Consider the following 19,854-nt stretch of genomic DNA (forward strand, 5'->3'; position numbering starts at 1 on the left):
AGCGACGGTCTTTATTTCAATTCATTATAGAATTAAAGTGCTTGAGCTGCTGTAATTAAAGCTAACTTGTACACTTCTTCTTCGTTACATCCACGAGATAGGTCATTTACAGGCATGTTTAAGCCTTGTAAGATTGGTCCTACTGCTTCGAAGTTACCTAAACGTTGAGCGATTTTGTAGCCGATATTACCAGCTTCTAAGCTTGGGAATACGAATACGTTAGCATCACCTTTAATTGTAGAACCTGGAGCTTTTTTCTCAGCTACAGATGGTACGAATGCAGCATCGAATTGGAATTCTCCATCTAAAGTTAACTCAGGAGCCATTTCTTTTGCAATGCGAGTTGCTTCTACAACTTTTTCTGTTTCTGGAGATTTCGCAGAACCTTTTGTAGAGAAGCTTAACATAGCAACGCGTGGATCAATGCCGAATAACTCAGCAGTTTTCGCACTTTCGATACCGATTTCAGCTAAATCTTGGCTGTTTGGTGCAATGTTAATTGCGCAATCAGCGAATACATATTTCTCTTCTTCACGTACCATGATGAATACGCCAGAAGTTTTTGTAACGCCTGGTTTTGTTTTAATAATTTGAAGTGCTGGACGAACTGTATCAGCTGTAGAATGAGCTGCACCACTTACTAGACCGTGTGCTTTGCCCATGTATACAAGCATTGTACCGAAGTAGTTTTCGTCTTTAAGGATTTTGCGAGCGTCTTCTTCAGTTGCTTTACCTTTACGGCGTTCAACGAAAGATGCTACCATTGCATCCATTTCTTCGTATGTAGCTGGGTCGTAAATATCAACGCCTGCTAATGTTAAATTCATGCTAGCAGCTTTTGCGCTAATTTCTTCTCTATTACCAACTAAGATTGGTTTTACTAACTCTTCTTTTGCTAAACGCTCTGCAGCGCCTAAAATTCTTTCATCAGTTCCTTCAGGAAGTACGATAGAAATGCCTTTTCCTTGAACTTTTTCTTTTACTGTTGTAAATAAGTTGCTCACGAATAAACCCTCCTACATATGTTAAAAAAACTCTATCTTTAAGAATACTGCTTTTCTTCTATATTTTAAACTTATAGCTCCCAAAAAATAGATAAAATAAAAATGATTATATTTTCATAAAATTCAGCCGTTAAATTCACCTTGCTTAAACACTTAAATGTGACAATTTTATGCGCCAAGGTTTTATATAGATGATTTTAAAACTATATATGCTATAGTTAACGTGTAAAACTATCATTAACTGAGGTGAATAGAATGAGTGAAGCAACAACAACGTTAGATGGCTGGTATTGTTTACATGATTTACGTTCTATTGATTGGGCTGCATGGAAAACATTATCTAGCGACGAACGCGGACAAGCAGTGTCTGAATTTTTAAATGTCGTTGAAAAATGGAACGAAGTAGCTACTGCGAAAAAAGGTAGTCACGCAATGTATACAGTTGTTGGCCAAAAAGCTGATATTATGCTTATGATTTTACGTCCAACAATGGAAGAGTTAAATGAAATTGAGACAGAATTGAATAAAACAACTTTAGCTGAATATATGGTTCCTGCATATTCTTACGTATCTGTTGTTGAATTAAGCAACTATCTTCCAGCTGATGAGGATCCATACCAAAACTCGCAAATTTTAGCTCGCTTATATCCTGAATTGCCGAAAGCAAATCATATTTGCTTCTATCCAATGGATAAGCGTCGCCAAGGTGATGACAACTGGTACATGCTTCCTATGGAAGAGCGTAAAAAAATGATGTACAGTCATAGTAAAATTGGCCGTCAATACGCAGGTAAAGTACGCCAAGTGATTTCAGGATCTGTTGGATTCGACGATTTCGAATGGGGCGTAACATTATTCGCTGACGATGTTCTTCAATTTAAAAAACTTATATATGAAATGCGCTTCGATGAAGTAAGTGCTCGTTATGGTGAATTTGGAACATTCTTCGTTGGAAACATTTTACCAGACGAAAAAGTAGAGAAATTTTTACACATATAAATGGTGAAAAGGAACGAAATTCGTTCCTTTTTTTATTCTTCTCTATATTTATCCTCAAAAATCCCCTTTTTTCTGCACTTTTGAAGAAAAACCGACATTTTTTCAAATTTATTGTAAAATTGTAACCTTTTTATATGTAAAGATATGCTAAAATGTTACGAGCTATATGCTAAATAACGATGCGAAGGTGATAATCTATATGAAAAAAATTTTGTCTATTTTACTATTGCTTGTATTGTCAATTTCTTCCTTGGGAGTAACAACATCCCATGCGGAAGAAAAAATACATATTGAGGCAGCCGCTGCACTTTTATTTGATGCAGATACAGGAAAAATACTTCACGAGCAAAATCCAGATGAATTGCTAGCTATTGCTAGTATGTCGAAATTAATTGTTGTTTACGCTGTTTTAGAAGCAATTAAAGAAGGAAAAATCACATGGGATACGAAAGTAAATATTTCTGATTACGCTTATGAAGTCTCTCGTAATAATGAATTCTCTAATGTACCGTTCGAAAAAGGACGTCAATATACTGTAAAAGAATTATATCATTCTATTGTTATATTCTCTGCAAATGGATCTAGTATCGCTTTAGCAGAACTTCTTGCAGGAAGTGAGAAAAACTTCTTAAATCTTGCAAATGAACATGCTAAAAAGCTAGGATTAAAGAAATATAAATTTGTAAACGCTACGGGCTTAAATAACGCTGACTTAAAAGGAAAACATCCTGAGGGTACTGATCCAAATGCAGAAAACTCTATGTCAGCTCGTGATATGGGTATGCTTTCAAAAGCAATGATTACAAAGTATCCAGAAATGCTAGAGGATACAAAACAAAGATTTAGAAACTTCCCAGATAATCACCCAAAACCAATTCGTATGGAAAACTGGAATTGGATGTTACCAGGAGCTGCTTTCGCTTATGAAGGTACTGATGGTTTAAAAACTGGAAGTTCTGATACAGCTGGATACGGATTTACTATTACTGCTAAACGTGGTGATGTACGTCTTATCTCGGTTATTATTAAAACAAAATCAATGGATGAACGTTTCACAGAATCTCGTGAATTAATCGAATATGGATTTAATAACTTTGAAAAACAAAAACTAAAAGTTAATAAGAACAATACAATCTCTGTAGTAAAAGGGAAAGAAGACCAAGTAACTGTTGCACCCGAAAAAGAAATAACAGTAATTGCGAAAAAAGGTAGCAAAGAACCTTATAAAATTGGGACTGAATTAGATAAATCTCTTGCTGAAGATGGACATTTAGTTGCTCCTATTAAGAAAGATGCCAAAGTAGGCTCAATTACTTTAGAATCAACTGATAAATATGGTTTCTTAGACGGTAGTAAAAGTATGAAAGTTACTGCAAAAACGACAGAGGAAGTTGAAAAAGCAAATTGGTTTGTGTTAACAATGCGCTCTATTGGTGATTTCTTCTCAAACTTATGGTCTAAAGTTTTTTAATAAAAAAGCTGGCTCACGCTAGCTTTTTTTATTTTCCGCTCTCAATGTAAAACTTCGTTTGGTTGTCATATCTGAGCCCTTTTCCTCATACGTATGAACTAGTAATTGTTACACACTTCATCTAGAGATAAACCTCTTTCCAAAAGGTATTCCAAAAAGAGAGGTGACACATAATGGGAGTTATTGCTTATAACGAAGAAGATGTAAAGTTGTTAGCTAGACTGATGCGTGCTGAAGCCGAAGGAGAAGGACAACAAGGAATGTTAATGGTCGGAAACGTTGGGGTAAATCGTGTCCGCGGAAATTGTTTAGACTTTAAAAGCATTCGTAATTTACGTCAAATGGTTTATCAAAACCCCGGCGGTTTTGAAGCAACGCAAAAAGGATACTTTTATCAACGGGCACGTGAACAAGATATTGCCCTAGCGAGACGGACCATTCAAGGGCAACGTTTTTGGCCTGCTAACTTTGCCTTATGGTTCTTTAGACCTGAAGGGGCATGTCCACCAACTTGGTATAACCAACAAAACTCTGGTCGCTTTAAAAAGCACTGCTTCTTCCAGCCATCTGCTGGAGACTGCCCTAGCGTATATTAAGGAATAAAAATGAGGAGGGATTTTTGAATGGCACAGCAACAAAATCCGTACTATGGAACAGGTTTTTATCAACCATCTGGAACTTATGTACAACCGCAACAAATGACTCAACAACAGCAGCAAGCGATGCAACAACAAACAGCTCAAGCTGCGCAAGCTCAATATGCAATTTCTCAAGGCATGTTACCTCTAGAGCAATCCTATATTGAAAATATCCTTCGTTTAAACAAAGGTAAGCAAGCTACGGTTGTAATGACTTATGAACGTGGCAGTTCCCTTGGTACACAATCTTATACAGGTATTATTGAAGCAGCTGGCCGTGACCATATTGTTATTAGTGAACCGCAATCAGGAAAACGCTATTTACTACTAATGATCTACTTAGATTACGTAGAGTTTCCAGAAGAAATTACGTATTTACCTAGTCAACAAGCAACTTATACTCCAAGACCATAAAAAAAGCTGGCAAATGCCAGCTTTTGTTTTTTTATAATCCTTTTACAACTGCAGTCCCTACTAGAATCCACGCCACTATAAACGCTACACCACCAAGAGGTGTAATTGGACCAAAGAACTTAATGCCTGTCGTACTTAATGCATACAAACTACCTGAGAACATAATAATTCCAGCTACCATTAGCCAACCAGCAGTAGTTAAAAGTGATGATTGAACCTTATCCATCAATAAAGCAACTACGAATAGTCCACCTGCATGAAACATTTGATATGTAACGCCTGTTTTCCAAACTTCTAACATTTTTGCAGAAATTTTATTTTCTAAACCGTGTGCTCCAAAGGCCCCTAACGCAACAGATAGCCCCGCTGCAATACAACCTAGTAAAAAGAAAATTTTCATCTTAATTCCCCTTTTTTACCTTTATCATAAGCAATTTTTGCATATAAGCCAAACGATTTATCTTCTAAAAATCAAATAAAGAATTACCGTTTGCATCACTTTCTTTTATATATACTGGCTCCCCAGAAACAGGTGCAATTGGTTGCATAGTTGTTACTGGTTGTGATCCAATTACTTGCGATTGAATTTTCGGTTCTCTATATGTAGATGTTTCAACTTGTTCATCTAATAATAAGTCACATAAAGCACGCACAACTAATAAATGTTCTTTTGACTTTTGTCCTTCACTACTTTTTGCCTTCGCAATTTCATTCGCCATTTTATTTAAAATCTTGTCGCTAGATATTTGCATTCCTTATCACCTCGTACTTTGTAATTCTTTCTCGAATTGTCCCAATTTTTCTACTGAACCAAATACTATTATCATATCACGTTCTTTCAATTTTTCCTGCCCTGTCGGATTATGTATAATATTCCCATTTCTTGAAATCGCTAATATTGTTACATCAAACTGATTCCTTACATTACTCTCTAGTAACGATTTACCAACCAATATTGAATCTTTTCCAACTAGAATTTCTTCAATGACAAATGACTGTTCTACTCCATACAACACTGTATCAATATAATGAACAGTTAATGGATTTGCAATACCTTTTGCGATATGAATACCCGCCATACTAGATGGATTAATAACCTTATTTGCACCAGCACGCCTTAATTTCTCTTCAGTTTCTGGCTTTTCAGATCTCGCCACAATTTTAATCGTATCGTTTAACCCTCTTGCTGTTAATGTAATAAATACATTTTCGGCATCATTTGCAACAATAGCAACTAAACCAGCTGCTTTTAAAATTCCGGCATTATGTAATACTTGATCTTCCGTTGCATCTCCATGTACAAATAAAAGCTTTTCCTGCTCCAATATACTTTCATCTTTATCAACAACGACAAATGGAATATTCTTTTCTTGCAATTCATGTACAACTTGAAGCCCCACTCTACCGCAACCACATACTATAATATGATTTTTCAACTGCGCTATTTGTTTATCCATCTTCTTCCTCCGTACTGCATAAAATAAATTCCCTTCAATAATCATAGCTGCCACTACCCCAATTGCATACGTAACAATACCTACGCCAACAGGAATAATAAGAAGCGCAAATACTTTCCCCGCTTGCGTTACAGGAACGGAATCTCCGTATCCAACAGTCAATACAGTAATCATTGTCATCCAAAATGCTTGAAACAAACTAATCTCTTCAATCGTCATAAATCCTATCGTTCCTAGAATTACAACAAAAGTCATACATATAACTGCTATCCATAATTGCTTACGTGCATTCATACTGTGTTTCAACTCTTTTCTCTATCTACAATCTTTGCCAGTGGAAATAAAATACGTATATACTAGATACGGAATCTATGAAAGAGGTTGATATAATGAAGACATTTCTTTCCGCCTTACAATGGGCACTATTTATTTTAGCTGGAAGCCTTATTGTACCAATTAGTGTCGCAACTAGTTATGGTCTTAATGGCGCTGAAGCCATCGCATTTGTACAAAGAACATTATTTGTTCTAGGTTTTGCTGGTCTCTTGCAAGCTATATTTGGGCATAAACTTCCTATTCAAGAAGGTCCTGCTGGCCTTTGGTGGGGAATTTTCTCTCTTTACGCAAGTTTAGGCGTCGTACTATTTGGATCAAATAATGAGACACTTAAAGTTCTTCAATATGCTTTCTTATTAAGTGGTATTATTTGTATTATTCTTAGCGTTTTTGGACTTATTGATAAACTCGTTCGCTATTTTACACCGACAGTCATTGGAACGTATTTATTTCTTCTTGTCGCGCAGCTTAGTGGCTCCTTCTTAAAGGGAATGTTTGGCCTTGATGGAAAACATACAGAAGTACAACCTAACGTATTTATTCTTTCACTCATTGTTATTTTACTATCCTTTTTCATCATGAAGCTACCTATTATTGGACAATATTCCGTTCTTTTCAGTATCGTATGCGGCTGGATATTATTCGCATGCTTCGGATTATCTAATCCAATAACACCAGTGACAGACATAATCCGTTTTCCATCCTTATTTGTTTTCGGAATGCCTCGTGTTGAATGGAACATGGTAATTACGGTCATTTTCGTTACGCTCTTACTTCTAACAAATATGTTAGCAAGTATTCGCGTTGTACAAAAGGTTGTCTCTAAATATGAAGAAAACGCTGCATCAGATCGTTTTAAACAAGCTGGCATTATAACAGGAATCAACCAATTGCTAGGCGGCCTATTTTCAGCTATTGGGCCTGTCGCTATTTCTGGATCAGCAGGTTTTATTGCAACGACTAATATTTATAAACGTCTCCCGTTTATATTAGGGTCAAGCTTTATTATTGTCGTTAGTATATTTCCAAAGATTACTTCATTCTTTGCAGCAATCCCTGTTGCAGTTGGTTATGCCGCTATTTATCCTGTATTCGCAAGCATGATTGGCCTCGCCTTTCGAGAATACGAAACTGTCCAGGATAAAGAACGATTATTTAAAGTAGCCGGTCTTTCAATCTTTACAGGAGTCGGAGTTATGTTTGTTCCAGCAGGAGCATATTCCACACTTCCACCATTTCTAGCATCGTTTTTAAGTAATGGTCTCGTTCTTGGATCTGTAATGGCAATCTTGCTAGAAATACTATTTTCTCGTTCCACAGCAAAACAAATATCTTAAATTGGAAAACTTCCATTATTGCACTCTACCTTTAGAGTTGTTACGATAAAATCAAACTTTAATCATTGGGGTTTTATTCATCCCCAATGATTATTAACCAATATTATGAGCAACACACTCATAATAATTTATCTACTTCTTTTCAAAGAGGTTTGATGTCTTACTATTATTCCTCAATCTCTTCATGAACATGTATTTTGATTTCAATTAAAGAAAGGAATTTTCTATATGACTTATAAAATGATTGTTTTAGATTTAGATGATACTTTATTACGTGATGACCATACTATTTCACCTCGTACGAAAGAAGCGTTAATGACTGCACAAGAGCAAGGCGTAAAGGTTGTACTTGCTTCTGGACGTCCAACGTTCGGTATGCGCAATGTAGCGAAAGAACTTCGTTTAGAAGAATACGGCAGTTTCATTTTATCTTTTAATGGTGCAAAAATTATTAACTGTAAAACAAACGAAGAAATCTTTAGTAGTACACTATCTCCTGAAATCGTTCACAACCTATTTGAAATTAGTAAAACTGAAGATGTATGGATTCATACTTATATGGGCGATGATATCGTAACGGAAGAAAATAATCCTTATACTGAAATTGAGGGCGATATTACTGGTATGCCAATTGTTGTAGTAGATGACTTTAAAGCTGCAGTTAAAGAGCCCGTAGTAAAAGTATTAATGAATAAAGAAGCTGAACGCCTTGTTGAAGTTGAAAAGAAACTACAAAAACAGCTAGAAGGCCAATTAAGCGTGATGCGTTCGAAACCATTCTTCTTAGAATTTACTGAAGCTGGTGTTACAAAAGGAACGAGCTTAAACAAACTGATCCAAAAGCTTGGCATTAAGCGTGAAGAAGTTATCGCAATGGGCGATAGCTATAACGACCAAGCGATGATTGAATTTGCTGGTCTTGGCGTTGCAATGGGCAATGCACCTGATGATATTAAAGAAATTGCAAACTACGTAACAGATACAAATATGAACGATGGTGTTGCAAAAGTTGTAGAGAAATTCGTTTTAAAAACGGATGTACTTGTTTAATATTTTCATTCACAAAACCTATTTGAAGTCAAATACTTCAAATAGGTTTTTATTTAAATTCTCATGCTTTTGTGACTATATTTTGAACTTTGCACTATTCTCGTAGTGTAAACTTTCTTTTTGTATATAATGAAACAAAATAGACTATTTTATTTTGAAAAAGAATACAAATTTACTATATACAAGCATACGTTAAAGGAGGCTACTTTATGTTATCTACACCAATCGGACGATTAAGAGCAATTGGACTAGTTGAGGGTATTTCTTTCCTATTACTATTATTTGTAGCAATGCCATTGAAATATTTCGCAGGGTTTGCAACAGCTGTTAAAATTACAGGCATGGCTCATGGTGTTCTATTTATTCTATTCATCTTTGCAGTAATTCAAGTAACAATCGTACACCGTAAATCAATTTTATGGGCACTTGGAGCATTTGTTTCATCAGTTATCCCATTCGGCACTTTTGTACTAGATGCAAAATTAAAGAACGAGCAACAATAATAATAAAAAGGTAGTTAACGACTGTTAACTACCTTTTCTATTTATAAATTTGGAATTTCCCAATCAATTTCTCTTTCGCCCATATTAGCTAAAATCGTATTTACTTTAGAATATGGCTTACTACCAAAGAAACCACGTCTTGCCGATAATGGGCTTGGATGTACAGATTCGATAATATGATGATTCGGATTCGTAATTAACTTCTTCTTCGCCTGTGCATGGCGCCCCCACAATATGAAAATAACTGGCTTTTCACGTTCATTCAACAGTTCAATTACACGATCTGTGAAGTGCTCCCATCCTTTTCCCTTATGAGAATTTGCTTCGCCTTGACGAACTGTTAATACGGTATTTAGTAATAATACTCCTTGTTCCGCCCATTTTACTAAATAACCGTTATTCGGGATTTCATAACCATATTCATCTCGAAGTTCTTTATACATATTTAACAATGACGGTGGTGTTTTAACACCAGGTTGCACAGAAAAGCTTAAACCATGCGCTTGATTCGGTCCATGATATGGATCTTGTCCTAAAATAACAACCTTTGTATTTTCATAACTTGTATACTGAAGAGCGTTAAAAATATCTTCTACCTTCGGATAAACAACATGCGTGCTGTATTCTTCTGTCAAAAAACTGGATAGAGTAAGATAATACTCTTTCTCGAATTCTGGTGCCAATAGTGGCTCCCAATCATTCTTTAAAACATTTTCCATACTGTCACTTCCTGTCTAATTAATTCACCATATCCTGTCTTGTAAATACTACGAACGAAATAACAAGAGAAACAACTGCCCAAACAGTTAAATTCATCAAAGAAAATCCCATCGATAAACCTTGTAATGCAGGTAATTTTCCTGATAAATAATCCGTTAATGATAGATTCACACTAAAAATATATTTGGCGCCTTCCCAAGATGTTGCGAACGAGCTTAAAATACCGCCTGCAATTAATGCAGCTAGCATAACGCCCATACCAGCTGGTGTATTACGAATTAAAACAGAGACCATAAATGATATAGTTCCGACAACGATAGCAACAAACCAGGCTAGTCCATACGCCATTAAGATGTATTGCCACTGCGGAATAAGATGCACAAAGTTCGTATTTAACGTTTCCTTATCAATAACGAATCCTGTTAAAACAGGTAAATTCCATCCCGAGTACCCAAATACAAGCCCTGATAATATGTAAGCAAATAAACCTACAAGAAACAGTATGAGCGAAATGAAAAATAACATCGTCACGTATTTACTAAGGAGTATTTTCCAGCGCCGAATTGGCCGCGTAAGTAACATCTTCATCGTCCCATCACTTCGTTCTCCTGAAACGATATCAATGGCTACAATCATTACAAGAAGCGGAATAAATAATGTAATTCCTTGTTCAATAAATGCTCTGACAAAAGTCGGTGCACCCGGTGCCATCGGATTAATATCATGATCTAAATAATATTGTTGTTGCTCAACTCTTACCTTTAACCAATCACGCCATTCTTCTGGCAACCTAGAATTGTTCAACCGGTTCTGAGAATCAACAATTTGCTGTTGCAATGAAACCTTCCAATCGGTTGTACCGAGTCTTTTTTGTGTCGTTTCTATTTCACGATACTGCGCATACACAAAAAGCGGGATCAAGATTGCTAAAATAAGCATGACAACAAAAATACGTTTCTTACGGTAAATCTTTTCTGATTCATTTAAAACTAGATTCGCAAATTCACGCATGCTGCTCACCCCTTGTGAGTTCAATAAATAAATCTTCTAGCGTAAATACAAGCTCCTTAACGCTATGTACATCTATTTCATTTTCGACAAAGTGTTTATTCCAACTACTTATAGATGCAATATCCATGCGGCATAGTAATCGATCGCCTTCTACACTCACTTCCCTTACTTCTTCGGCCGCTTCTAGCATATCTTTCGCCTTAGAAATTGGTGTAACAATCCATTCTACACGATCACTTGCTGTTTTAATTAATTCTTCAACCTTGGCAACTGTTATCATTTTTCCTTTATGAATAATAGCAACGCGATCACATATCATTTGCACTTCACTTAGCAAGTGACTTGAAATAAACACGCTCATATTTTCTTCTTTTACAAGCTTATGTATAAATTCCCTAAGTTCTCTAATCCCTGCTGGATCTAAACCATTCGTTGGCTCATCTAATATGAGCAATTTTGGATTCCCAAGGAGCGCCTGCGCAATTCCAAGGCGTTGTTTCATACCAAGTGAGTACGTTTTTACCTTGTCATGAATTCTTTCATCTAAATGAACCATTTCAGCAATTTCAATAATACGTTCATCTGATATATCACCTAACATACGAGCAAATTGCTTTAAATTTTCCCATCCCGTTAAATATGTATACAACTCTGGGTTTTCAACGATACTCCCAATTTGACGCATCGCTTCCCTGAAATTTTCCTTAATCGAATAACCACCGATAGAAATCTTACCTTCTGTCGCCTTAATCAATCCGACTAACATTCGAATGGTAGTCGTCTTTCCAGCACCATTTGGTCCTAAGAACCCGAACACTTCTCCTTGCTTTACATCAAAGGAAATATTCTCTACAAGAGTCTTCTTTCCAATTACCTTCTTCAAATCTCGTACGGAAAGTATCGTCGTCATTTTACCCCTCCTTGTTCTAGTTTTAATTTACTTACAACATTTTGAACTAAACGTTCTGCCATATACGTATAACCTACTTCGTTCGGATGAAAATGATCAGAGTATAATAAATCTTTACCGCGGTTTTGGAATAAATCAAATGTCGGTGTAATATACACATTTTTATCGTTTAGCGCTAACTTCTCTAAAGATGCATTCCAGTCCACAACAATGTTTGAAGACCCTTTTAAATCTTCTACATCTTCAAAAGGATTGTATAAACCAAGCCAAAAAATCGGACTATCTGTATTTAATTTACGAATTTCTTCTATAATTTTCTTTGCTTCATTTTGAAACGTTTCTGTGTCAGGACGATACGTCTCTAAATCTATTTTCCCAAGCGATTCCCAGCCTGGGAACAAATCATTCCCACCAATCGTTAACACGATTACATCTGCTTGCTTAATTGAATATTGAGCGCCATTACTTTCAATTTGTTTTAATAAATCGGGCATTTTTGCACCACTAACTGCTAAATTTGTTAATGCAATTTTTTGCTTATAATCTTTTTGTAAATCCTCTTTCATTCGCCCAACATAGCCAATTCCTTCTTTATCACCAACGCCACGCGTTAATGAATCACCTAAACTAACGATTTGTAACGTTCCCGTTTTCTTTTTCTCTTTTGCCACTACATCGGTCTTTTTAATTAAATTTGAAGCTTTCGGATTTAATACATCATTTACACCTGAAACAAAGCCATATGCAAATAAACAGAAAGATGCAATTGTAATGAGTAGAATTACTTTTACTACTTTTGATCTCATATCAAAACCCCTTTTAGCCCTCATAGATTGTCCATAATTATACCAAACGAAATTTTGAAAAGCGATTTTCACACCTTCTCAATTACGTCGTTTCTCTATTTACTAACTCTGGTAATAACTCTATATGCTTCACATCTAATTTCTCTTCATTAATCTTTTCATATAATAATTCAAACGCTTTTACTCCAACGTTTTTACTAGAATGCGAAATCGTCGTTATACCCAATATATCTGCCACCTCTTGATCATCACACCCGATAATCGTAATATCCTCTGGAATACGAATTCCTTGTTTTTTTGCTTCTGTAACCATCCCCGCTGCAATATGGTTACAAGATACAAGGAACGCCGTCGGTTTTACTGACATATGAGCCCATTCTCTAATTACATTGCGTCCATCTTCCACTGTAAAACAACCCTCAAATTTCCAGGTCTCTAGCGGTGTTACGATACTCTGTTGAAGCGAATCTTCATATGCCTTCTTTCGTCTTTGGCTATTAACACTATTACTTCTTCCAATACAATATCCAATATGTGTATGACCGGCATCTATTAAGCTTTTCATCCCAAATGAAAATACTTTGTAGTAATCGATATGGACACTTGAAATGCATTTTGAATCTATTTCTTCACACATAACAATCGGGCCGAATTTTGTATATTCTTCAAGCTTCTCCTTACTATTTGCCCGAGAACAAATAATAACCCCATCAAGCTTTTTCATTTTTAACATATTTAAAATTTCTAGTTCTCTTTCTTCGCTATAATTCGTCTGGCAAAGCATCATATTATAATTATTCTTGGCTGTCTCTTTTGATATCCCCTCGATAATAGCGCTATAATATTGATCATTTACGTGTGGTAATAAAACGCCAATTACATTCGTTTTTCCTTTCACTAAATGAATCGCATTCACGTTTTGCGTGTAATTTAATTCTTCTATAATCGCTAAAATTTCTTTTCGTTTCTGTTCATTTACGTACGGATGATTATTTAGTACACGTGAAACAGTTGAAACAGATACTCCAGCAAGTTCAGCAATCTTTCTTATATTTGTCATCTCATTTTCCCCTTCTCACAAAAATTCTCCCTTGACCTGGTAAGCTTTCCACAATATATCCTTTCCTAGCAAATACATTTAGAAAGGATATACAACTATGCTTCGATTCAAATTAGAATATATATTTTTCATTGGCGGTTTACTCATTCTTGCCATCGGTATTAATATGATGACGACAATTACTTCCTTTGGACTTAGCCCTTATGATTCCTTCTTTATTGCACTATATCAAAATTTTGGCATAAGTATTGGTTTTTGGATTTTTATGATTAACTTTGCCTTTACACTTATCGTACTCTTTTGGAATAAAAAACAAATTACAATCGGTACAATTGTAACGATGGTTCTTATTTCTCTTTTTGTTGATTGGATTGGTTCCATTACAACTATTATGGACGCTATCCGCTCTCTTCCAAAATATATAACACTTATTTGCGGAAATCTATTCGTTGGAGCTGGAATTGGTCTTTACGTCTCTACAAACCTTTGCGCAGCGCCTCAAGAAGCTTTCGTTTTAACGGTTGCTGAGAAGAAAAAATGGACGTTTAGAAGAACAGAGATTTCATTAGCCTTTTTATTTTTAACGTTAAGCTTTTTATTAGACGGACCTATCTATTTTGGAACAATCATCTTATCCTTTACAACAGGCTGGATTATCCAAGCATTTATTCAAGTTGGTACGCAGATTTTAAATAGAAAAGAGCCTATTAAGCAAGCTGCTTAATAGGCTCTTTCTGTTTTATGGTAAGGATACTACTTAGCATCCCCTTCAATTCGATAGTTCGCTTTCAAACAATCTATTTCTTCATACCCTTGCAACGTATGTAGAATATAATCATAATCAGCAAGAGACGCACGATGCGTTACAATTACAATTTCAGCCTTTCCTTTCTCTTCAAGCGGCATTTGAATAATTTTCTCAAAGCTAACTCCGCGCTCAGAGAACAATGAAGTAATTTTTGCAAATACACCAATTTCGTCTTTTACATGCAGTCTTAAAAACTTTTTCACGACAATTTCGTCTGGCTCTTTTAATACTTTTTGATATTGTGGGACTACAGCACTATTTCCTGTTACCCCTAATCTAATATTTTGCATTACAGCAACTAAATCCGAAACAACAGCTGTCGCTGTTGGTAAACTTCCTGCGCCTGGTCCATAAAACATCGTTTCCCCAACTGCTTCACCGTAAACATACACAGCGTTATATTCATTTTGTACTGCCGCAAGAGGATGTGTATTTGGAAGTAAAGTTGGTTCAACTGTAACCTCCAATTTTTCACCATCTCGTTTTGCAAGACCGATTAATTTAATTGTATAACCTAAGCTCTTACTATATTCAATATCTTCCTCTGTAATAGAGGTAATCCCTTTTACTTTCACGTCTCCAAGCTCTACATTTGTAGAGAAACCGAGAGTAGCTAAAATCGTCATTTTTCTCGCTGCATCTAAACCTTCTACATCTGATGTTGGATCTGCTTCTGCAAATCCAAGTTGTTGGGCTTCTTTTAACACGTCGTTATATGCTCTCCCTTCGTCTGACATTTTCGTCAAAATAAAATTTGTCGTTCCATTTACAATTCCCATTACTTTCGTAATAAGATCTGAGGAAAGTCCTTCTACGATACTGCGTAAAATTGGAATTCCCCCTGCCACACTCGCCTCATAGAATAAATCAGCCTTATTATCTTTTGCTGTCGCTAATAGTTCCGCCCCATGTAATGCCATTAAGTCTTTATTTGCAGTTACAACATGCTTTCCGCTTTTTAAAGCTTGTAAAATATATGATTTTGCATCATCAATGCCACCCATCACTTCAATGACAACATCAATATTTGGATTATCTAAAATTTCATTTGCATCTTGTGTTAATAGAGTAGAAGGTACCTCTATCTCTCTCTCTTTCTCAATGTTTTGCACTAATACTTTCGTTACCTTCACTGGACAACCTACTTGGTGTATGAGTCGTTCTTGATGATCCGTAATAATACGAACCACACCACTGCCAACTGTCCCAAGACCTAATAACCCAACTTGAATTTCTTTCATAGTACTGTCCACCCCTCAAAAATTGTGTTTAGATGAAATTATATGAGTAAAAAATCTGAAAAACAATGTATTTTGAACATTCGGAAAAATAAAGGTTAATCTTTACAAGGAAAACGTTGCCACGTGTTACACAATCTTTCTTTACAATATATAAGGGGTTTCTTGATACACGTAATAATTCAACCAATTAGAAAACAATAAATTACCATGACTCCTCCACCTAACAAGCGGCTTTTCATCTGGATTATTATGTTTAAAATAGTTTTTTGGCACATCAATATTTAATCCCTTGTCACGATCTCGTTCGTATTCTTGTTTTAACGTCTCACAACTATATTCGCTATGTCCAAGGGCAAACACTTGCCTTCCTTCTGGCCCAATAACAAGGTGAACACCTGCTTCTTCAGAGTTTGCTAACAATGTTAAGTCTTTCACTCCTCTAATATCATTCTCTCGTACTTCTGTATGACGAGAATGCGGAGCAAAAAACAATTCATCAAATCCTTGTAACAATTTCACATGTTGCTCGCAAACTTCATGTTCAAATACACCGAACATTTTTTCCTTAAGGGGATACTTTGGAACACCATAATGATAGTACAAGCCAGCCTGTGCTCCCCAGCAAATATGGAGCGTAGATGTTACATTCGTTTTTGAATACTCCATAATATGTTTAAGCTCTTCCCAATAATCTACCTCTTCAAAAGCGAGGGTCTCCACTGGCGCTCCTGTAATAATGAGCCCATCAAACTTTTCATTTTCAATATCACGAAACGTTTTATAAAAGCTTGTTAAATGTTCTTGCGTTACATTACGAGATAGATGTGATTCCATATGAAGCAAATGAACATCTAATTGTAACGGTGTGTTTCCAATTAAGCGAAGTAATTGCGCCTCTGTGTCTTGCTTCGTTGGCATTAAATTTAATATAGCAATTTTTAAAGCGCGTATATCTTGTGTTTCCGCTCGCTCCTTCGTCATTACAAAAATATTTTCTTTTTGTAACACTTTGCGAGCCGGTAAATCTTTATCAATTATGATCGGCATGTGTTTTGCCCCCAACTAGAGCTGCTTCCAAATCTGCAATAATATCAGAAACATCTTCTATACCAACTGATAAACGAATTAAATCAGATGTAACACCAGCTAAACGCTGATCTTCAGCATTTAATTGTCTATGCGTCGTACTAGCAGGATGTATAACGCAAGTTCGTGCATCAGCTACGTGCGTTACAAGAGTTGCTAGTTTTACATTTGCGATAAATTCTTTTGCTGCTTCTAATCCGCCTTTAATACCGAAAGTTAAAACACCACTAGCGCCTTTTTTCAAGTACTGTTGTGCCAATGAGTAATTTTCATTACTATCTAAGCCCGGATAATTCACCCATTCAATACGTTCATGATTAGCAAGCCACTTAGCAACTGCAAGAGCATTTTCACTATGACGTTCCATTCGTAAATGCAATGTTTCTAAGCCAATATTGCTAATATATGCATTGAATGGGCTCATACAATTTCCATAATCTCTTAATAGCTGAACACGTGCTTTCACAATATACGCTGCTGCACCAAAGTTTTGAACGTAACTTACACCGTGATAACTTGGATCTGGTTCAACAAGTTCAGGATACTTTCCATTTGTCCAATCAAAGTTTCCACCGTCAATTACAATACCGCCTAAGGAGCTCGCATGCCCATCGATATACTTCGTCGTAGAATGAACAATAATATTTGCCCCATGTTCAAACGCCTGGCATAAATAAGGAGTTGCTAATGTATTATCAACGATAAAAGGTACCTCTAATTCTTTAGCAGCAGCTGAAAATTCTTTAAAATTTAAAACATTCATCGCTGGATTTCCTAACGATTCTGCATAGATAAGTTTCGTCTTGTCATTAGCAAGCGCCGTAATTTCATCTGCCGTTAAATTTGGATTAAAGAACGTAACATCAATACCCAGTTTACGCAAACTCACTCCAAATAAATTAAACGTTCCCCCGTAAACCGTTGAAGAACAAAGTAAATGATCCCCACTACTACAAATATTTAAAACTGCGAGCATAATAGCTGCTTGCCCAGAAGCCGTTGCAACAGCTCCTACACCGCCTTCTAAATCTGATAACTTCTGCTCAAATGCGGCTAGAGTAGGGTTTCCAATACGTGTATAAATATATCCTTCTGCCTCTAAGTTAAATAGGGCTGCTAAATCATCTGAAGTATCGTATTTATATGTTGTACTTTGATAAAGTGGTAAAACACGTGGTTCACCATTTTTTGGCGTATAGCCACCTTGCACACAAATTGTTCCTTTTCCCCATGATTCTCCCATCTCTCATTCTCCTTTCTTTTATACAAAATAAAAAACTGCCCCTTTCCTGAAAACAAGAAAGGAGCAGTTTGAAAACACGCTCTAAAGGCTCTTTCTTATCTCTCAGGATTACTACCTGCAGGATTTGGCACAATTCCGTTATACGGCTGTTGCCAAGGTTTCATCGGGCCTGTCCCTCCACCTTTTCTTGATAAGACTATGCAATTACCGTTGATTTTATAGCAATAATTTCCTAATGTCAAACAGTTTTTCTGAATGTTCTAAAATAAATGTTAACAGTTTCATATAAAGCAACAAAGGAAATATATTCTAGTCTATTTCAAAAAAGACCTTTAAAAACCTCAAATCAGTCTATAAAATTAAATAAGTAATTTAACCTATAATCCAAATTCCCCAAAAGTTAGCCTATATGTTGAATAGGCCATCTTCTCAAAAAGATACTATATATATTCAATCCATTTTTCACTAGTATATTTCACTTTTTTACCTACTAAGATTTACATAACGGAGGTATAACATGACAAATAAAAAAGATATGCAGTACATACTTGCTCTATATGGCATTCTTCTAGGATCTATAGTAGGAGCTACAGTCTGGTTATTTTTAGTCACAATAAATATTGGAATCCACTTTATTTGGGGATACTTGCCTGAAGTTCTCTCTTTTCCCTCTTATTACACCCTTTGCGTAACAATAATTGGCGGGGTCCTTGTTGGTCTATCACAAAAACATTTCGGTACATACCCACGCCTTATGCCTGAAGTGATGGCTGAATATAAAAAAACTGGTCGAATCGAATATCGCTTTGTCCATCAGGCTACTTTAACAGCGATTATTGTTTTAATTTTCGGAGCTAGTCTTGGTCCAGAAGCCGCACTAGTTGGAATTATAGGCGGACTGTGCACATGGGTAGGGGATCGCTTTAAATTTGCCTTAAAGGGTATGAATGAGCTAACCGAGATCGGAATTGGAGCTACTTTAAGTGTCATTTTTAACGCACCATTATTCGGTTATTTAGCACCAAATGAAAATGAGGGGGAACAAATTGCTGCTTTTTCTAAAGGAAAAAAGGCGATTGTATACTTAACTACTACTTTCGCAGGTTTTTCTGTTTATTTACTACTGAGTAAACTCGATAATCGTGGATCCTTTATTGTTGATTTCGGGGAAGGTGCACTTTCTTTCAATGAATGGATCGCATTTCTTCCACTTGCTAGTATCGGTGCTATAGTTGGTTTCTTTTATTTCAAGTTAGAATTCACATTAGAGAAGTTAATTCACCCTTTTAGGGAATACAAACTGACACTCGGAATTATCGGTGGTATTTTATTAGGAATTGCGGGAACTTTTCTTCCGTACACATTATTTTCAGGGGAACATCAATTAAAAGAATTAGTTGTTGAATGGAGCCATTTATCTTTTTGGATACTACTTCTTTCAGGGATTTTAAAGTTGTGCATTACTGCCGTTTGTTTGAACACAGGGTGGCGAGGTGGACATATCTTCCCAATTATATTTTCCGGGTCAAGTATCGGATACGCTGTAGCATCTATTCTTCCTATAGATCCAGTAGCATCTGTTGCCATCGTAACGACAGCAATTTCAAGCTATGCGTTACGAAAGCCAATAGCTATAACATTACTATTACTTATGTTTTTCCCGCTTAATTTACTATTGCCCATGCTTGGTGCAGCTGCTATCGGGAATGCCTTTCCGCTCCCAAAACATAACGAAAATAAAAATTAATAAAAATAGGCAG

At 36.0% G+C, this 19,854-nt stretch carries 21 protein-coding genes and 1 riboswitch; of the genes, 9 read left to right on the plus strand and 12 right to left on the minus strand.

What is annotated here, in order from left to right; all coding sequences use genetic code 11:
* Positions 1–32: 32 nt before the first annotated feature.
* On the minus strand, positions 33–1,004 hold the full coding sequence (pta, locus tag NST27_RS26345) for a phosphate acetyltransferase (protein ID WP_000067225.1): 972 nt from the start codon (positions 1,002–1,004) through the stop codon (positions 33–35).
* Positions 1,005–1,259: 255 nt separating this feature from the next.
* Here pta and hemQ point away from each other — a divergent pair, with 255 nt between their 5' ends.
* From hemQ to gerQ, 4 genes are all read left to right on the plus strand, one after another.
* A complete protein-coding gene (gene hemQ / locus NST27_RS26350) occupies positions 1,260–2,003 on the plus strand; it encodes a hydrogen peroxide-dependent heme synthase (RefSeq protein ID WP_001287599.1) in 744 nt (247 codons plus the stop codon).
* A gap of 199 nt (positions 2,004–2,202) precedes the next feature.
* Entirely contained in the window at positions 2,203–3,474 is a 1,272-nt protein-coding gene (locus NST27_RS26355) for a serine hydrolase (protein WP_000722867.1), read from the plus strand.
* Between the two features lie 173 nt (positions 3,475–3,647).
* The gene (gene cwlJ, locus NST27_RS26360; RefSeq protein WP_000538167.1) at positions 3,648–4,070 is read left to right on the plus strand and encodes a cell wall hydrolase CwlJ; all 423 of its coding nucleotides are present in this window, start codon (positions 3,648–3,650) and stop codon (positions 4,068–4,070) included.
* Between the two features lie 27 nt (positions 4,071–4,097).
* Positions 4,098–4,526, plus strand: a complete 429-nt coding sequence (gene gerQ / locus NST27_RS26365; protein WP_000068652.1) for a spore coat protein GerQ — start codon at positions 4,098–4,100, stop codon at positions 4,524–4,526.
* A 31-nt stretch (positions 4,527–4,557) separates the two neighbouring features.
* On the opposite strand, the gene NST27_RS26370 is transcribed toward gerQ, so the two are convergent.
* From NST27_RS26370 to NST27_RS26380, 3 genes are all read right to left on the minus strand, one after another.
* On the minus strand, positions 4,558–4,926 hold the full coding sequence (locus tag NST27_RS26370) for a DUF423 domain-containing protein (RefSeq protein WP_000688315.1): 369 nt from the start codon (positions 4,924–4,926) through the stop codon (positions 4,558–4,560).
* Between the two features lie 64 nt (positions 4,927–4,990).
* Positions 4,991–5,278, minus strand: coding sequence for a YwdI family protein (locus NST27_RS26375; RefSeq protein WP_001167349.1), 288 nt, complete (start codon positions 5,276–5,278; stop codon positions 4,991–4,993).
* Positions 5,279–5,284: 6 nt separating this feature from the next.
* On the minus strand, positions 5,285–6,277 hold the full coding sequence (locus NST27_RS26380; RefSeq protein WP_000993989.1) for a potassium channel family protein: 993 nt from the start codon (positions 6,275–6,277) through the stop codon (positions 5,285–5,287).
* A 95-nt stretch (positions 6,278–6,372) separates the two neighbouring features.
* Between NST27_RS26380 and NST27_RS26385 the strand changes: the two genes are divergently transcribed.
* From NST27_RS26385 to NST27_RS26395, 3 genes are all read left to right on the plus strand, one after another.
* Positions 6,373–7,656: a purine/pyrimidine permease gene (locus NST27_RS26385; protein ID WP_000847044.1), complete on the plus strand. Its 1,284-nt coding sequence runs from the start codon at positions 6,373–6,375 to the stop codon at positions 7,654–7,656.
* A 228-nt stretch (positions 7,657–7,884) separates the two neighbouring features.
* Positions 7,885–8,706 (plus strand): Cof-type HAD-IIB family hydrolase, encoded by an 822-nt coding sequence (locus tag NST27_RS26390; RefSeq protein WP_000221382.1) that lies wholly within the window; start codon positions 7,885–7,887, stop codon positions 8,704–8,706.
* Positions 8,707–8,915: 209 nt separating this feature from the next.
* The gene (locus tag NST27_RS26395) at positions 8,916–9,209 is read left to right on the plus strand and encodes a DUF3817 domain-containing protein (protein ID WP_000953396.1); all 294 of its coding nucleotides are present in this window, start codon (positions 8,916–8,918) and stop codon (positions 9,207–9,209) included.
* A 41-nt stretch (positions 9,210–9,250) separates the two neighbouring features.
* Here the strand turns inward: NST27_RS26395 and NST27_RS26400 are convergent, their stop codons facing one another.
* From NST27_RS26400 to NST27_RS26420, 5 genes are read right to left on the minus strand one after another with little or no spacing between them, the layout of a single operon-like run.
* A complete protein-coding gene (locus NST27_RS26400; protein ID WP_000432520.1) occupies positions 9,251–9,928 on the minus strand; it encodes a uracil-DNA glycosylase in 678 nt (225 codons plus the stop codon).
* Between the two features lie 19 nt (positions 9,929–9,947).
* On the minus strand, positions 9,948–10,940 hold the full coding sequence (locus NST27_RS26405) for an ABC transporter permease subunit (protein WP_001206477.1): 993 nt from the start codon (positions 10,938–10,940) through the stop codon (positions 9,948–9,950).
* Positions 10,933–11,850, minus strand: a complete 918-nt coding sequence (locus NST27_RS26410; RefSeq protein ID WP_000207709.1) for an ABC transporter ATP-binding protein — start codon at positions 11,848–11,850, stop codon at positions 10,933–10,935. Before NST27_RS26410 ends, NST27_RS26405 begins: the two co-directional genes overlap by 8 nt.
* Complete coding sequence (locus NST27_RS26415) at positions 11,847–12,728, minus strand: SGNH/GDSL hydrolase family protein (RefSeq protein ID WP_002022849.1); 882 nt, start codon at positions 12,726–12,728, stop codon at positions 11,847–11,849. The genes NST27_RS26410 and NST27_RS26415 overlap by 4 nt, the downstream gene beginning before the upstream one ends.
* 10 nt (positions 12,729–12,738) lie before the next feature.
* Positions 12,739–13,716 carry a LacI family DNA-binding transcriptional regulator gene (locus NST27_RS26420; RefSeq protein WP_000181957.1) on the minus strand — a complete coding sequence of 326 codons (978 nt, stop codon included), beginning with the start codon at positions 13,714–13,716 and terminating at the stop codon, positions 12,739–12,741.
* Between the two features lie 97 nt (positions 13,717–13,813).
* On the opposite strand from NST27_RS26420, the gene NST27_RS26425 reads away from it, so the two are divergent.
* Positions 13,814–14,440, plus strand: coding sequence for a YczE/YyaS/YitT family protein (locus NST27_RS26425; RefSeq protein WP_000943411.1), 627 nt, complete (start codon positions 13,814–13,816; stop codon positions 14,438–14,440).
* 29 nt (positions 14,441–14,469) lie between these two features.
* Here NST27_RS26425 and NST27_RS26430 read toward each other — a convergent pair whose 3' ends face one another.
* The 3 genes from NST27_RS26430 to NST27_RS26440 form a co-directional block, all read right to left on the minus strand.
* Positions 14,470–15,765 (minus strand): homoserine dehydrogenase, encoded by a 1,296-nt coding sequence (locus NST27_RS26430; RefSeq protein ID WP_000659093.1) that lies wholly within the window; start codon positions 15,763–15,765, stop codon positions 14,470–14,472.
* 141 nt (positions 15,766–15,906) lie between these two features.
* On the minus strand, positions 15,907–16,812 hold the full coding sequence (gene metA / locus NST27_RS26435) for a homoserine O-acetyltransferase MetA (RefSeq protein WP_001121538.1): 906 nt from the start codon (positions 16,810–16,812) through the stop codon (positions 15,907–15,909).
* Positions 16,796–18,094 (minus strand): bifunctional O-acetylhomoserine aminocarboxypropyltransferase/cysteine synthase, encoded by a 1,299-nt coding sequence (locus NST27_RS26440; protein WP_000504780.1) that lies wholly within the window; start codon positions 18,092–18,094, stop codon positions 16,796–16,798. The genes metA and NST27_RS26440 overlap by 17 nt, the downstream gene beginning before the upstream one ends.
* Positions 18,095–18,186: 92 nt before the next feature.
* Positions 18,187–18,291: riboswitch (SAM riboswitch) on the minus strand.
* A 320-nt stretch (positions 18,292–18,611) separates the two neighbouring features.
* Here NST27_RS26440 and NST27_RS26445 point away from each other — a divergent pair.
* Positions 18,612–19,841 carry a chloride channel protein gene (locus NST27_RS26445; RefSeq protein ID WP_000182467.1) on the plus strand — a complete coding sequence of 410 codons (1,230 nt, stop codon included), beginning with the start codon at positions 18,612–18,614 and terminating at the stop codon, positions 19,839–19,841.
* Positions 19,842–19,854: the final 13 nt, after the last annotated feature.

Origin of the sequence: Bacillus sp. FSL W8-0770 (genome assembly GCF_038008705.1) — a bacterium.
Taxonomy (GTDB): Bacteria; Bacillota; Bacilli; order Bacillales; family Bacillaceae_G; genus Bacillus_A; species Bacillus_A cereus.

What these genes read in the sequence shown, in the direction of transcription:
- NST27_RS26380 (WP_000993989.1), bottom strand. Translation starts at nt 6,277, where the DNA reads ATGAATGCACGTAAGCAATTATGGATAGCAGTTATATGTATGACTTTT.
- NST27_RS26445 (WP_000182467.1), top strand. Translation starts at nt 18,612, where the DNA reads ATGACAAATAAAAAAGATATGCAGTACATACTTGCTCTATATGGCATT.
- NST27_RS26370 (WP_000688315.1), bottom strand. Translation starts at nt 4,926, where the DNA reads ATGAAAATTTTCTTTTTACTAGGTTGTATTGCAGCGGGGCTATCTGTT.
- NST27_RS26420 (WP_000181957.1), bottom strand. Translation starts at nt 13,716, where the DNA reads ATGACAAATATAAGAAAGATTGCTGAACTTGCTGGAGTATCTGTTTCA.
- NST27_RS26390 (WP_000221382.1), top strand. Translation starts at nt 7,885, where the DNA reads ATGACTTATAAAATGATTGTTTTAGATTTAGATGATACTTTATTACGT.
- NST27_RS26385 (WP_000847044.1), top strand. Translation starts at nt 6,373, where the DNA reads ATGAAGACATTTCTTTCCGCCTTACAATGGGCACTATTTATTTTAGCT.
- NST27_RS26400 (WP_000432520.1), bottom strand. Translation starts at nt 9,928, where the DNA reads ATGGAAAATGTTTTAAAGAATGATTGGGAGCCACTATTGGCACCAGAA.
- hemQ (WP_001287599.1), top strand. Translation starts at nt 1,260, where the DNA reads ATGAGTGAAGCAACAACAACGTTAGATGGCTGGTATTGTTTACATGAT.
- NST27_RS26405 (WP_001206477.1), bottom strand. Translation starts at nt 10,940, where the DNA reads ATGCGTGAATTTGCGAATCTAGTTTTAAATGAATCAGAAAAGATTTAC.
- NST27_RS26375 (WP_001167349.1), bottom strand. Translation starts at nt 5,278, where the DNA reads ATGCAAATATCTAGCGACAAGATTTTAAATAAAATGGCGAATGAAATT.
- gerQ (WP_000068652.1), top strand. Translation starts at nt 4,098, where the DNA reads ATGGCACAGCAACAAAATCCGTACTATGGAACAGGTTTTTATCAACCA.
- metA (WP_001121538.1), bottom strand. Translation starts at nt 16,812, where the DNA reads ATGCCGATCATAATTGATAAAGATTTACCGGCTCGCAAAGTGTTACAA.
- NST27_RS26395 (WP_000953396.1), top strand. Translation starts at nt 8,916, where the DNA reads ATGTTATCTACACCAATCGGACGATTAAGAGCAATTGGACTAGTTGAG.
- NST27_RS26440 (WP_000504780.1), bottom strand. Translation starts at nt 18,094, where the DNA reads ATGGGAGAATCATGGGGAAAAGGAACAATTTGTGTGCAAGGTGGCTAT.
- NST27_RS26410 (WP_000207709.1), bottom strand. Translation starts at nt 11,850, where the DNA reads ATGACGACGATACTTTCCGTACGAGATTTGAAGAAGGTAATTGGAAAG.
- cwlJ (WP_000538167.1), top strand. Translation starts at nt 3,648, where the DNA reads ATGGGAGTTATTGCTTATAACGAAGAAGATGTAAAGTTGTTAGCTAGA.
- NST27_RS26425 (WP_000943411.1), top strand. Translation starts at nt 13,814, where the DNA reads ATGCTTCGATTCAAATTAGAATATATATTTTTCATTGGCGGTTTACTC.
- NST27_RS26430 (WP_000659093.1), bottom strand. Translation starts at nt 15,765, where the DNA reads ATGAAAGAAATTCAAGTTGGGTTATTAGGTCTTGGGACAGTTGGCAGT.
- NST27_RS26355 (WP_000722867.1), top strand. Translation starts at nt 2,203, where the DNA reads ATGAAAAAAATTTTGTCTATTTTACTATTGCTTGTATTGTCAATTTCT.